Origin of the sequence: Enterobacter sp. RCC_40 (assembly GCF_041360735.1) — a bacterium.
Lineage (GTDB): Bacteria > Pseudomonadota > Gammaproteobacteria > Enterobacterales > Enterobacteriaceae > Enterobacter > Enterobacter ludwigii.
Window position 1 is genome coordinate 808,392 of sequence record NZ_JBFUPR010000002.1, and the last position, 13,354, is coordinate 821,745.

Below are 13,354 nucleotides of genomic sequence, written 5' to 3' on the forward strand. Positions count from 1 at the left end.
TAACCATATAGCAGGTGATTACTCGTGATATTACACCAGAGAGGTTCATTCTCCGCGCGGGTGTGACAAAATAGCGGTTTTGCAGTTAGCGAGTGGAACTCTCCCAATGCGGGATCGCAATTTTGATGACATCGCGGAAAAGTTTTCGCGCAACATTTATGGCACCACGAAAGGGCAGTTGCGTCAGACGATCCTCTGGCAGGATCTGGACAACATCCTGGCCTCGTTTGAGGGGCAAACGTTGCGCGTGCTGGACGCTGGCGGCGGTGAAGGGCAGACGGCTATTAAAATGGCCCAGCGCGGTCATCACGTAACGCTTTGCGATCTTTCTGCTGAGATGATCGCGCGTGCGACGCGTGCCGCAGAAGAGAAAGGTGTGAGCGACAACATGCATTTTATACAATGCGCCGCTCAGGACATCGCACAGCATTTGGAAACCCAGGTTGATCTGATATTGTTTCATGCAGTGCTGGAGTGGGTTGCGGATCCGCAAAGCGTGTTACGCACCCTGTGGTCGATGTTGCGCCCGGGCGGTACGCTGTCACTGATGTTCTACAATGCTAACGGCTTCCTGATGCACAACATGGTTGCGGGTAACTTCGACTATGTTCAGGTCGGGATGCCAAAAAAGAAAAAACGCACGCTTTCCCCTGATTATCCGCGCGATCCGCAGCAGGTGTATGGCTGGCTGGAAGAGATTGGCTGGCAGATAACCGGGAAAACGGGCGTCAGGGTGTTTCATGATTATCTGCGTGAAAAACACAAACAGCGTGACTGTTTTGACACCTTAACAGAATTAGAAACGCGGTATTGCCGTCAGGAACCTTTTGTCAGTCTTGGCCGCTATATTCACGTCACCGCGCACAAGCCGCAGATGCAAGGATAACCTATGAGTGAATTTTCCCAGACAGTCCCCGAACTGGTTGCCTGGGCCAGGAAAAACGATTTCTCCATCTCGCTGCCGGTAGACAGACTCTCTTTCCTGCTGGCGGTTGCCACGCTGAACGGCGAACGGCTGGATGGCGAAATGAGCGAGGGTGAACTGGTGGATGCGTTCCGCCATGTCAGTGATGCGTTTGAGCAAACCAGCGAAACCATTAGCGTGCGTGCCAACAACGCAATCAACGATATGGTGCGTCAACGTCTGCTGAACCGCTTTACCAGCGAGCAGGCGGAAGGAAACGCCATCTATCGTCTGACGCCACTGGGTATCGGCATCACCGATTACTACATCCGCCAGCGTGAATTTTCCACGCTGCGTCTTTCCATGCAGCTCTCGATTGTGGCGGGTGAGCTTAAGCGCGCCGCCGATGCAGCGGATGAAAACGGTGACGAATTCCACTGGCACCGTAACGTCTATGCGCCGCTGAAATATTCGGTGGCAGAGATTTTCGACAGCATCGATCTGACCCAGCGTCTGATGGATGAACAGCAGCAACAGGTAAAAGACGATATCGCGCAGTTGCTGAATAAAGACTGGCGTGCGGCCATCTCCAGCTGTGAAATGTTGCTGTCGGAAACCTCGGGTACGCTGCGTGAACTGCAGGATACGCTGGAAGCCGCAGGGGATAAGCTTCAGGCGAACCTGCTGCGCATCCAGGATGCGACCATGGCCCATGACGATCTGCATTTTATTGACCGTCTGGTGTTCGATCTGCAGAGCAAACTCGATCGTATTATCAGTTGGGGTCAGCAGTCGATTGACCTGTGGATCGGTTATGACCGTCACGTGCATAAATTTATCCGTACCGCGATCGATATGGATAAAAACCGCGTCTTTGCTCAGCGTCTGCGCCAGTCGGTACAGACCTATTTCGATGCGCCATGGGCGCTGACTTACGCCAGTGCCGATCGTCTGCTGGATATGCGCGACGAAGAGATGGCCCTGCGCGATGAAGAAGTGACCGGTGAACTGCCACCGGATCTGGAATATGAAGAGTTCAACGAAATTCGTGAGCAACTTGCGGCGATGATCGAAAAACAGCTCGCTGTCTACAAAACCAGACAAGTGCCGCTGGATCTTGGGCTCGTGGTGCGCGACTATCTGGCGCAATATCCTCGCGCGCGCCACTTCGACATCGCCCGCATCGTGGTAGACCAGGCCGTGCGTCTGGGCGTCGCGCAAGCAGATTTCACCGGGCTGCCGCCGAAGTGGCAGCCGATTAACGATTACGGAGCCAAGGTACAGGCGCATGTCATTGACAAATATTGAACAAGTGATGCCAGTTAAGCTGGCACAGGCGCTGGCGAATCCGTTGTTTCCGGCGCTGGACAGCCAACTGCGTGCCGGTCGTCACATTGGCTTAGACGAGCTGGACAATCACGCCTTTTTGATGGACTTCCAGGAGTACCTGGAGGAGTTTTACGCCCGCTATAACGTGGAGCTTATCCGCGCACCGGAAGGGTTTTTCTACCTGCGTCCACGTTCCACAACCCTGATTCCGCGTTCCGTGCTCTCTGAGCTGGATATGATGGTCGGCAAAATTCTTTGCTACCTCTATCTCAGCCCGGAGCGTCTGGCAAATGAAGGCATCTTCACCCAGCAGGAGCTTTACGACGAGCTGCTGGCGTTGGCGGATGAGAGCAAGCTGCTCAAGCTGGTGAACAACCGCTCCACGGGCTCGGATCTTGACCGCCAGAAATTGCAGGAAAAAGTTCGCTCTTCCCTTAACCGTCTGCGTCGTCTGGGCATGGTCTGGTTTATGGGCCATGACAGCAGCAAATTCCGCATCACGGAATCTGTCTTCCGCTTCGGCGCCGATGTGCGTGCGGGCGACGATGCGCGTGAAGCGCAGCTTCGCATGATCCGCGACGGTGAAGCGATGCCGGTGGAAAACCATTTGCAGCTCGATGATGAGCATGAAGAGAATCTGCCGGATAGCGGGGAGGAAGAGTAATGATTGAACGCGGTAAATTTCGCTCACTAACGCTGATTAACTGGAACGGCTTCTTTGCCCGGACGTTCGATCTGGATGAGCTGGTTACGACGCTCTCCGGTGGTAACGGTGCGGGTAAATCCACCACCATGGCGGCGTTTGTTACGGCACTGATCCCCGATCTGACGCTGCTCCATTTCCGTAACACCACCGAAGCGGGGGCGACCAGCGGCTCTCGCGATAAAGGCCTGCACGGTAAGCTCAAAGCAGGCGTCTGTTATTCGGTTCTGGACGTGATTAACTCCCGACATCAGCGTGTGGTGGTGGGGGTACGTCTGCAGCAGGTCGCAGGCCGTGACCGTAAAGTGGACATTAAACCGTTTGCCATCCAGGGTTTGCCAACCTCCATGCAGCCCACAGCGCTGCTGACGGAAACCCTGAATGAGCGCCAGGCGCGCGTGCTGACGCTGCAGGAGCTGAAAGATAAGCTCGAAACCATCGAAGGCGTGCAGTTCAAGCAGTTCAACTCCATTACGGATTACCACTCCCTGATGTTCGATCTGGGCGTTGTGGCGCGTCGTCTGCGCAGCGCGTCTGACCGTAGCAAATACTACCGTTTGATCGAAGCATCGCTGTACGGTGGTATCTCCAGCGCCATTACCCGCTCCCTGCGCGACTACCTGTTACCGGAAAACAGCGGCGTGCGTAAGGCCTTCCAGGATATGGAAGCTGCGCTGCGTGAAAACCGCATGACGCTCGAAGCCATTCGCGTGACGCAGTCTGACCGTGACCTGTTTAAGCACCTGATTAGCGAGGCCACCAACTACGTGGCGGCGGACTATATGCGTCACGCCAATGAACGTCGTGTCCATCTCGATCAGGCGTTAGAGTACCGCCGCGAGCTGTTTACCTCCCGTAAACAGCTGGTGGCTGAGCAGTATAAGCACGTCGAAATGGCGCGTGAACTGGGCGAGCACAACGGTGCCGAAGGCGATCTGGAAGCCGATTACCAGGCTGCCAGCGATCACCTGAACCTGGTGCAGACCGCCCTGCGTCAGCAGGAGAAGATCGAGCGCTACGAAGCGGATCTCGATGAGCTGCAAATTCGTCTCGAAGAGCAAAATGAAGTGGTGGCGGAAGCTGCCGACATGCAGGAAGAGAACGAAGCACGTGCCGAGGCCGCCGAGCTGGAAGTGGATGAGCTGAAAAATCAGCTGGCCGATTACCAGCAGGCGCTGGACGTGCAGCAGACGCGTGCAATTCAGTATACCCAGGCACTTCAGGCGTTACAGCGTGCAAAAGAGCTGTGTCATCTGCCTGACCTCACCCCGGAAAGCGCTGACCAGTGGCTGGATACCTTCCAGGCCAAAGAGCAGGAAGCGACCGAGAAACTGCTCTCGCTTGAACAGAAGATGAGCGTCGCGCAAACGGCGCACAGTCAGTTTGAGCAAGCGTACCAGCTGGTTGTGGCAATTAACGGCCCGCTTGCGCGTAACGAAGCGTGGGAAGTTGCCCGTGAACTGCTGCGCGACGGTGTGAACCAGCGCCATCTGGCCGAGCAGGTTCAGCCGCTGCGTATGCGCCTGAACGAACTGGAACAGCGTCTTCGCGAACAGCAGGAAGCCGAGCGTATGTTGGCGGAGTTCTGTAAGCGCCAGGGCAAAAATTACGATTTCGACGATCTTGAAGCTCTGCATCAGGAGCTCGAAGCGCGTATTGCTGCGCTTTCCGATTCCGTATCCAACGCCAGTGAACAGCGCATGACGCTGCGCCAGGAGATGGAACAGCTGCAGTCCCGTTCTAAGGTGCTGCTGCAGCGTGCACCAGTCTGGCTGGCTGCCCAAAGCAGCCTGAATCAGCTCAGTGAACAGTGCGGCGAACAGTTTGAGTCCAGCCAGGATGTGACCGAATATCTGCAACAGCTGCTGGAGCGCGAGCGCGAGGCGATTGTTGAGCGCGATGAAGTCGGCGCCCGTAAACGTGAGATCGATGAAGAGATTGAGCGTTTAAGCCAGCCTGGTGGTTCGGAAGACTCACGTCTGAACGCCCTGGCTGAACGTTTTGGCGGCGTGCTGTTGTCCGAAATCTATGACGATGTCGGTCTGGACGATGCGCCGTACTTCTCAGCCCTGTATGGCCCATCACGTAATGCGATTGTGGTCCCGGATCTGTCGCTGATTGCTGACCAGCTGGCAGGACTGGAAGATTGCCCGGAAGACCTCTATTTAATCGAAGGGGACCCGCAGTCGTTCGATGACAGCGTATTCAGCGTCGATGAGCTGGAAAAAGCGGTTGTCGTCAAAATCGCCGATCGTCAGTGGCGTTATTCTCGCTTCCCTGAGCTTCCGCTGTTTGGTCGCGCAGCGCGTGAAAACCGGATTGAAAGTCTGCACGCCGAGCGTGAGACGCTGTCTGAACGTTTTGCGACCCTGTCGTTTGACGTGCAGAAAACCCAGCGTCTTCATCAGGCGTTCAGCCGCTTTATCGGCAGCCATCTGGGCGTGGCGTTTGAAGCTGACCCGGAAGCCGAAATTCGCAAGCTCAACACTCGTCGCGGCGAGCTTGAGCGTGCGATCTCAAACCATGAAAATGACAACCAGCAAAGCCGCGTTCAGTTCGAACAGGCGAAAGAAGGCGTTGCGGCCCTTAACCGCATCCTGCCTCGCCTGAATCTGCTGGCAGATGACACGCTGGCTGACCGCGTGGATGAGATTCAGGAACGTCTGGATGAAGCTCAGGAAGCGGCACGTTTTGTTCAGCAGTACGGTAATCAGCTGGCGAAGCTCGAACCAATGGTCTCCGTGTTGCAGAGCGATCCGGAGCAGTTCGAGCAGTTAAAAGAAGATTACGCCTGGTCGCAGCAGGTGCAGCGCGAAGCGCGCCAGCAGGCGTTTGCCCTGACGGAAGTGGTGCAGCGCCGGGCTCACTTCGGCTACTCCGATTCCGCGGAGATGCTGAGCGGTAACAGCGATCTCAATGAGAAGCTGCGTCAGCGCCTTGAACAGGCTGAAGCGGAACGTACTCGCGCCCGTGATGCGATGCGTAGCCACTCGGCACAGCTGAACCAGTACAATCAGGTCCTGGCCTCGCTGAAAAGCTCCTTCGACACCAAGAAAGAGCTGTTAAACGATCTTCAAAAAGAGTTGCAGGACATTGGCGTCCGTGCTGACAGCGGAGCAGAAGAGCGGGCGCGTATCCGCCGTGATGAACTGCATGCGCAGCTCAGTAATAACCGCGCACGTCGTAATCAGCTGGAAAAAGCGCTGACCTTCTGTGAAGCGGAAATGGATAACCTGACTCGTCGCCTGCGCAAGCTGGAGCGCGATTATCACGAAATGCGTGAGCAGGTCGTGACCGCGAAGGCGGGCTGGTGCGCCGTCATGCGGATGGTGAAAGACAATAACGTTGAACGCCGTCTGCATCGTCGCGAGCTGGCCTATCTCTCTGCGGATGAACTGCGCTCTATGTCGGATAAGGCGCTGGGTGCCTTGCGTCTGGCGGTGGCGGATAACGAACACCTGCGCGATGTGCTGCGTATGTCCGAAGATCCGAAACGCCCTGAGCGTAAGATCCAGTTCTTCGTAGCCGTTTATCAGCACCTGCGTGAGCGTATTCGTCAGGACATCATTCGTACCGACGATCCGGTCGAAGCCATTGAGCAGATGGAAATCGAACTGGGCCGCCTGACGGAAGAGTTGACCTCCCGCGAGCAGAAGCTGGCTATCAGTTCCCGCAGCGTGGCGAATATCATCCGTAAAACCATCCAGCGCGAGCAGAACCGAATTCGCCAGCTGAACCAGGGCTTGCAGAGCGTATCGTTTGGTCAGGTGAACAGCGTGCGTCTGAACGTGAACGTGCGTGAAGCGCACTCGACGCTGCTGGAAGTGTTGTCTGAACAGCATGAACAGCATCAGGATCTGTTCAACAGCAACCGTCTTACCTTCTCCGAAGCGCTGGCGAAACTGTATCAGCGCCTTAATCCGCAGATTGACATGGGGCAACGCACGCCACAAACCATTGGTGAAGAGCTCCTGGATTACCGTAACTACCTGGAAATGGAAGTGGAGGTTAACCGTGGTTCAGACGGCTGGCTCCGTGCGGAGTCCGGTGCACTCTCTACCGGTGAAGCTATCGGTACCGGGATGTCGATTCTGGTGATGGTGGTCCAGAGCTGGGAAGATGAAGCGCGTCGTCTGCGCGGCAAAGATATCTCCCCATGTCGACTGCTGTTCCTGGATGAAGCGGCGCGCCTTGACGCCCGCTCAATTGCCACGCTGTTTGAACTCTGTGAGCGTCTTGATATGCAGCTCATTATCGCAGCGCCGGAGAACATCAGTCCTGAGAAAGGCACCACGTATAAACTGGTGCGTAAGGTATTTCAGAATACCGAACACGTTCACGTGGTCGGGTTACGCGGTTTTGCCCCACAGCCGCCAGAATCCTTACCGGAAACAACGGCAGACGCGTCCTGAGGCGTTTTCTAACCGTGAGCGGCGCACCAGCGCCGCTTTTTTTTCGCTTAACTTGTGTTTAAGGCTGCGTTATCTTTAAACTTCTTTACATAAGGTAAGGCAACAGGTTTGCCGTCACCCTATAATAAAAGAAAGCCCCAACGTGATGGGCATGTCGTGAAAACAGGGGGCAAGGGATGTTGCTAAAGAAAAAATGTGGTCGTCAGCTGTCTGCGCTAAGTTTATGCCTGGCAGTGACGTTTGCTCCACTGTTAACCGCTCAGGCCGACGAGCCTGAAATTGTGCCGACTGACAGCACAGCAACGACTGGCACACAGCCAACGTCGCTGTCTCAACCGCTGGAGCAGTCTCCTGCGACGGCCATCATGGCCGGTATTAAACCGTTGCCAGAAGGCATCGACGCGGAATCGCTTCGCCAGCAGCTGCTGTCTGGGCTGCCAGCAGGCTACACGCCTGTCTATACCAGCCAGCTCACGCTGCTCTATGCGGCGCGTGACATGAAACCCATGTGGGAAAACCGTGATGCCGTGCGCGCCTTCCAGCAACAGCTGGCAGAAGTCGCCATTGCAGGGTTCCAGCCGCAGTTCACAAAATGGGTTGAGCTCTTAACCGATCCTGCTGTCACCGGGCAGGCGCGGGACGTGGTGCTTTCCGATGCCATGATGGGGTATCTCCAGTTTGTGGCCGGTATTCCGGTCAATGGTAACCGTTGGTTGTACAGCGATAAGCCTTACAAGCTGGCGACTCCGGCACTGTCGGTAATTAACCAGTGGCAACTGGCGCTGGATAGTGGCGATCTGCCGCGCTTTATTGCGAGCCTCGCGCCGGCACATCCGCAATACGCGACCATGCATCAGTCGCTTCTGGAACTGGTCGGGGATTCACGTCCATGGCCGCAGATGCGTGGTACCGCGACGCTGCGTCCTGGACAGTGGAGCAGCGATGTGCCTGCCCTGCGCGAGATCCTCAAACGCTCCGGTATTCTGGATAGCGGGCCTAAAATTGCCCTGCCGGGTGACGATGCGCAAAGCGTCGTTGTCAGCCCGTCAGCCCCGGTGAAAGAGAAAAAAGCCGCCGTTCTGAGTGATAAGCCCGCGGCCTACGATCGGGAGCTGGTTGCAGCGGTTAAGCAGTTTCAGGCTGCTCAGGGGCTGGGTGCTGATGGCGTGATTGGCCAGTCAACGCGCGACTGGCTGAACGTCTCACCTGCGCAGCGGGCAGGGGTGCTGGCGCTCAATATCCAGCGTTTACGCTTGCTGCCAGGGACCCTCTCTACCGGCATCATGGTGAATATTCCGGCGTATTCGCTGGTCTATTACCAGAACGGCAGTGAAGTGCTGGCGTCACGCGTGATTGTGGGACGTCCCGATCGCAAAACGCCTATGATGAGCAGTGCACTGAACAACGTGGTGGTTAACCCGCCGTGGAACGTACCGCCGACGCTGGCACGTAAAGACATTCTGCCCAAGGTCTGGAACGATCCGGGTTACCTGGAACGCCATGGCTATACGGTGATGCGCGGCTGGAACAGCAAAGAGGCGATAGACCCCTATATGGTCGACTGGTCAACCATTACCGCGTCTAATCTGCCATTCCGGTTCCAGCAGGCACCCGGTGCACATAACTCGCTCGGACGCTACAAGTTCAATATGCCGAGTTCAGATGCTATCTATCTGCACGATACGCCGAACCACAATCTGTTCCAGAAAGATACCCGCGCGCTGAGCTCAGGCTGTGTGCGTGTCAATAAAGCCTCGGAGCTGGCTAATATGCTGTTGCAGGATGCAGGCTGGAACGATACGCGCATCTCTGACGCCCTGAAGCAGGGGGATACGCGTTACGTTAATATTCGCCATAATATTCCGGTCAATCTTTATTATCTGACGGCGTTTGTGGGTGAGGACGGGCGGACGCAGTATCGTACAGATATTTACAATTATGATCTCACGGCGCGATCCGGCGCACAAATTTTGCCAAAAGCTGAACAATTAATCAGGTAAATGAAGCAGTTCGGGAAAATAGGTTGTCGTAAGTAATGGTGAATACGGGGCTATATGGCTGGAGGCCGCGTATTTACTGGGGTGGGGTGCCTTGACGTAGTCGGCTTTGCCAGTTAAGGTGCCCTTCGTGCGCTAAGCATATTTACGATAAACATTGACCTGTAGACCTGATTATCATGGACAAATTTGACGCTAATCGCCGCAAACTGCTGGCGTTAGGTGGGGTTGCGCTCGGCGCAGCGGCCATCTTGCCGACGCCAGCATTTGCCACCCTCTCGACACCTCGTCCGCGAGTTTTAACGCTCAACAATCTCCACACCGGTGAGTCGTTAAAAGCGGAGTTCTTCGATGGCAGAGGCTATATTCAGGATGAATTAGCAAGACTTAACCATTTTTTCCGTGATTTCCGCGCGAATAAAATAAAAGCCATCGACCCAGGACTGTTTGATCAGTTATTCCGCCTTCAGGGCCTGCTGGGTACCAGCAAGCCAGTGCAACTTATTTCTGGTTATCGCTCTGTTGATACCAATAATGAACTGCGCGCCCACAGCCGTGGGGTAGCGAAAAAAAGCTATCACACGAAGGGACAGGCAATGGATTTCCATATTGAAGGCGTTTCGTTAGCCAATATTCGCAAAGCTGCGTTATCTATGCGCGCAGGTGGTGTAGGATATTACCCAAGTAGCAACTTTGTGCATATTGATACCGGTCCGGTCCGGCACTGGTAATAACGAAACACAGGAGCAGTATGAACTATCGTATTATTCCGGTTACTGCATTCTCCCAGAATTGTTCATTAATCTGGTGTGAGCAAACCAAACTGGCCGCGCTTGTCGATCCCGGCGGTGACGCTGAGAAAATCAAGCAGGAAGTCGCGGATAGCGGTGTCACGCTGATGCAGATTTTACTGACGCATGGTCATCTTGATCATGTTGGTGCGGCGGCGGAGCTGGCACAGCACTTCGGTGTGCCTGTGATCGGTCCGGAAAAAGAAGATGAGTTCTGGCTGCAGGGTTTACCAGCCCAGAGCCGCATGTTTGGCCTTGATGAGTGTCTGCCCCTGACGCCCGATCGCTGGCTAAATGAAGGAGAGCGCGTTAACGTAGGGAATGTGACTTTACAGGTGTTGCATTGTCCTGGGCATACGCCAGGCCATATTGTCTTCTTTGATGACCAGTCCCGTCTGCTGATTTCCGGCGATGTGATTTTCAAAGGTGGCGTAGGACGCAGCGATTTTCCACGTGGCGACCACGGACAGCTGATTCAGTCGATTAAACAGAAGTTGTTGCCGCTGGGCGATGATGTGACGTTTATCCCTGGACACGGTCCGATGTCGACGCTGGGTTATGAACGACTCCATAACCCGTTCCTTCAGGACGAAATGCCTGTCTGGTAACCAGAATAAAAAAAAGCCTGCATTACGCAGGCTTTTTTTATGGGTGCAATTTACAGCACGGCGACGATGGCTTCGCACAGCGGCGCCATATTGTCTGGGGTCATGCCTGCAACGTTGACGCGGCCAGACGCCACGGCGTAGACGCCAAACTCTTCACGCAGACGCAGAACCTGTTCTTTGGTCAGACCGCTGAAAGAGAACATACCGTTCTGCTTAATAATAAAGCTGAAGTCACGGTCAGCGCCTTTCTCCGCAAGGGTGTTCACAAACAGCAGACGCATGCGCTGAATACGCTGACGCATATCGTTCAGCTCTTGTTCCCAGATAGCGCGCAGTGCATCGTTGCTCAGGATAGTCGCAACGACAGAGGCACCGTGTGCAGGCGGGTTAGAGTAATTAGCGCGGATCACGGATTTCATCTGGCTGAATGCACGATCAACGGTTTCAGTGTTCGCCGCAACCAGCGTACAGGCACCGACACGCTCATTGTACAGACCGAAGTTCTTGGAGTAAGAGCTTGCCACGATCAGTTCCTGATGCACGGCAGCAAAAGCGCGCAGGCCTTCCGCATCTTCTTCCAGACCACGGGCGAAGCCCTGGTATGCAAAGTCAAACAGCGGCAGCCAGCCTTTTTCTACGGAGAGCTTCGCCAGCTGTTCCCACTGTTCCAGCGTTGGATCAATACCGGTTGGGTTGTGGCAGCAGCCGTGGAACAGCACCACATCACCCTCCTGAGCCTCGTTCAGGCTGGCCAGCAGACCGTCGAAGTCCAGAGAGTGGTTAGCCGCATCGTAGTAAGCATATTCGCGTACTTCCAGGCCTGCAGAGTTGAATACGCTCTTGTGGTTTGGCCAGCTTGGGTTGCTCACCCAGACACGCTTAACAGAGGTGTTTTTCGCAAGGAAATCCGCCGCGACGCGCAGCGCGCCGGTACCGCCAGGGGTCTGTGCTGTACGCGCACGCTTGTCGCTCACAATTGCACTGCCTTTGCCGAACAGCAGTTCCTGAGTGCAACGACCAAATTCAGGGATACCATCAATACCGAGGTAATTTTTGGTGGTTTCATTTTCCAGCAGATACTGCTCAGCTTTTTTAACGCTGGTCAGCACCGGGGTTTTGCCGGTTTCATCTTTATATACACCAATACCCAGGTTGATTTTACCAGGGCGGTCGTCGGCACGAAACAGATCGGCCAGGCCCAGAATAGGGTCGGCAGGAGCGGCGGTAATGTTCTCAAACATGACGAAGTTCCATTGTGATTACAGAAGTGAAATCCGCTATCAGGTTAACGGTAGATTTACAAAATGCCAACCGTTTGCGACAAAAAGCGTGCGGCTTTTCAAAAGTCGCCATTTTTTGCTATCAGACATAAAAAAACAGGGCCGAAGCCCTGTTCATTAAGCATATAACAAAGTGGTGTACTGATTAGAACTGGTAGGTCACAGCCATTGCAACCTGGTCGTCTTTACCGTTCACGATACCTACGCTACGAGAGTAGTCGGTGTCGTCGATCAGGTTCAGCTGGTAATCAACATAGATGTTGAAGTTTTTGTTGAAGTAGTAAGTTGCACCCAGTTCAACGAATTTCTGCAGGTCAGCATCGCCGCCAGCGAAGGTGCCACGTTGTGCAAGGTTTTTACCTTTAGACTGCACGTATGACACGGATGGGCGCAGACCGAAGTCGAACTGGTACTGAGCGATAACTTCGAAGTTCTGCGTTTTGTTTGCGAAAGAACCGTCGTCTTCACGGGTCATGTTACGCGTTTCAGCATAGGTGGTTGCCAGGTAGATGTTGTTCGCATCGTATTTAGCACCAACAGCCCATGCTTCCGCTTTCTCGCCTTTGCCGTCTGCGGATTGCCCGTCAGTACGGTCAGAGTTGCTGTATGCGCCGATCAGGCCGAAACCTTCACCGAACTCATAACCTACAGAGGTACCGAAACCGTCACCGTTAGCGGTTCTCACGTCAGTACGCTCGTTTTTGCCCTGATACTGCAGGCCCAGGCTCAGACCGTCAACCAGACCGAAGAAGTCTGAGTTGCGGTAAGTCAGGAGACCAGAGTTACGGCCAGTCATGAAGTTGTCAGAGTAGTTTGCCCAGGTCATACCTGAGAAAGATGGCGCCATATCGGTGTAAGATTCTACGTCGTATACGATACCGTAGTTACGGCCGTAGTCGATGGAACCTGCATCACCCGCTTTCAGACCGGCGAACGCCAGACGGGTACGCTGAGTCTGGTTGCTTTCTGCCTGGCTTGCCAGAGCACGGTATTCCCACTGACCGAAACCAGTCAGTTGGTCGTTAATTTGAGTCTCGCCTTTGAAACCGATCTGAGCATAGGTAGCGTCGTTGCTGTCAGTGTTGTCACCAGAGGTAACGAAGTCGTGCTCACCAACCACTTTCCCGTACAGATCCAGTTTGTTGCCGCTTTTGTTATAGATTTCTGCAGCGTTAGCTGCACCGGCTACCAGCAGGGCAGGGATTACCACTGCCAGAATATTGCGCTTCATCATTATTTATTACCCTCATTGGTTTTTTTATGACACTCGCCACTGCCGCCAATAAATTCTGTCAATAAATATTTCCGGAACTATTGATGAGAGTTAGGT

General features: G+C 54.5%; 9 protein-coding genes. 7 read left to right on the forward strand and 2 right to left on the reverse strand.

The genetic code is table 11. The features are described 5' to 3' along the window. The first annotated feature begins 106 nt into the window (after positions 1–106). The 7 genes from cmoM (at position 107) to AB6731_RS11975 (ending at position 10,744) form a co-directional block, all read left to right on the forward strand. A complete protein-coding gene (gene cmoM / locus AB6731_RS11945) occupies positions 107–886 on the forward strand; it encodes a tRNA uridine 5-oxyacetic acid(34) methyltransferase CmoM (protein ID WP_032677804.1) in 780 nt (259 codons plus the stop codon). A 3-nt stretch (positions 887–889) separates the two neighbouring features. Then, positions 890–2,212 (forward strand): chromosome partition protein MukF, encoded by a 1,323-nt coding sequence (mukF, locus tag AB6731_RS11950; protein ID WP_371006400.1) that lies wholly within the window; start codon positions 890–892, stop codon positions 2,210–2,212. After that, positions 2,193–2,897 (forward strand): chromosome partition protein MukE, encoded by a 705-nt coding sequence (mukE, locus tag AB6731_RS11955; protein ID WP_014169400.1) that lies wholly within the window; start codon positions 2,193–2,195, stop codon positions 2,895–2,897. Before mukF ends, mukE begins: the two co-directional genes overlap by 20 nt. After that, positions 2,897–7,348, forward strand: a complete 4,452-nt coding sequence (gene mukB, locus AB6731_RS11960; protein ID WP_014169401.1) for a chromosome partition protein MukB — start codon at positions 2,897–2,899, stop codon at positions 7,346–7,348. The genes mukE and mukB overlap by 1 nt, the downstream gene beginning before the upstream one ends. A gap of 176 nt (positions 7,349–7,524) precedes the next feature. Next, entirely contained in the window at positions 7,525–9,348 is a 1,824-nt protein-coding gene (gene ldtD, locus AB6731_RS11965; RefSeq protein ID WP_014169402.1) for a L,D-transpeptidase, read from the forward strand. Positions 9,349–9,524: 176 nt separating this feature from the next. Next, complete coding sequence (locus AB6731_RS11970) at positions 9,525–10,076, forward strand: YcbK family protein (protein WP_014169403.1); 552 nt, start codon at positions 9,525–9,527, stop codon at positions 10,074–10,076. A 20-nt stretch (positions 10,077–10,096) separates the two neighbouring features. Continuing rightward, the gene (locus tag AB6731_RS11975; RefSeq protein WP_020884810.1) at positions 10,097–10,744 is read left to right on the forward strand and encodes an MBL fold metallo-hydrolase; all 648 of its coding nucleotides are present in this window, start codon (positions 10,097–10,099) and stop codon (positions 10,742–10,744) included. Positions 10,745–10,794: 50 nt separating this feature from the next. Here AB6731_RS11975 and aspC read toward each other — a convergent pair whose 3' ends face one another. Both aspC and AB6731_RS11985 read right to left on the reverse strand, forming a co-directional pair. Next, on the reverse strand, positions 10,795–11,985 hold the full coding sequence (aspC, locus tag AB6731_RS11980; RefSeq protein WP_371006401.1) for an aspartate transaminase: 1,191 nt from the start codon (positions 11,983–11,985) through the stop codon (positions 10,795–10,797). A gap of 184 nt (positions 11,986–12,169) precedes the next feature. Next, positions 12,170–13,258, reverse strand: a complete 1,089-nt coding sequence (locus tag AB6731_RS11985) for a porin (protein WP_020884808.1) — start codon at positions 13,256–13,258, stop codon at positions 12,170–12,172. Positions 13,259–13,354: the final 96 nt, after the last annotated feature.

What these genes read in the sequence shown, in the direction of transcription:
- cmoM (WP_032677804.1), top strand. Translation starts at nt 107, where the DNA reads ATGCGGGATCGCAATTTTGATGACATCGCGGAAAAGTTTTCGCGCAAC.
- mukF (WP_371006400.1), top strand. Translation starts at nt 890, where the DNA reads ATGAGTGAATTTTCCCAGACAGTCCCCGAACTGGTTGCCTGGGCCAGG.
- mukE (WP_014169400.1), top strand. Translation starts at nt 2,193, where the DNA reads ATGTCATTGACAAATATTGAACAAGTGATGCCAGTTAAGCTGGCACAG.
- mukB (WP_014169401.1), top strand. Translation starts at nt 2,897, where the DNA reads ATGATTGAACGCGGTAAATTTCGCTCACTAACGCTGATTAACTGGAAC.
- ldtD (WP_014169402.1), top strand. Translation starts at nt 7,525, where the DNA reads ATGTTGCTAAAGAAAAAATGTGGTCGTCAGCTGTCTGCGCTAAGTTTA.
- AB6731_RS11970 (WP_014169403.1), top strand. Translation starts at nt 9,525, where the DNA reads ATGGACAAATTTGACGCTAATCGCCGCAAACTGCTGGCGTTAGGTGGG.
- AB6731_RS11975 (WP_020884810.1), top strand. Translation starts at nt 10,097, where the DNA reads ATGAACTATCGTATTATTCCGGTTACTGCATTCTCCCAGAATTGTTCA.
- aspC (WP_371006401.1), bottom strand. Translation starts at nt 11,985, where the DNA reads ATGTTTGAGAACATTACCGCCGCTCCTGCCGACCCTATTCTGGGCCTG.
- AB6731_RS11985 (WP_020884808.1), bottom strand. Translation starts at nt 13,258, where the DNA reads ATGATGAAGCGCAATATTCTGGCAGTGGTAATCCCTGCCCTGCTGGTA.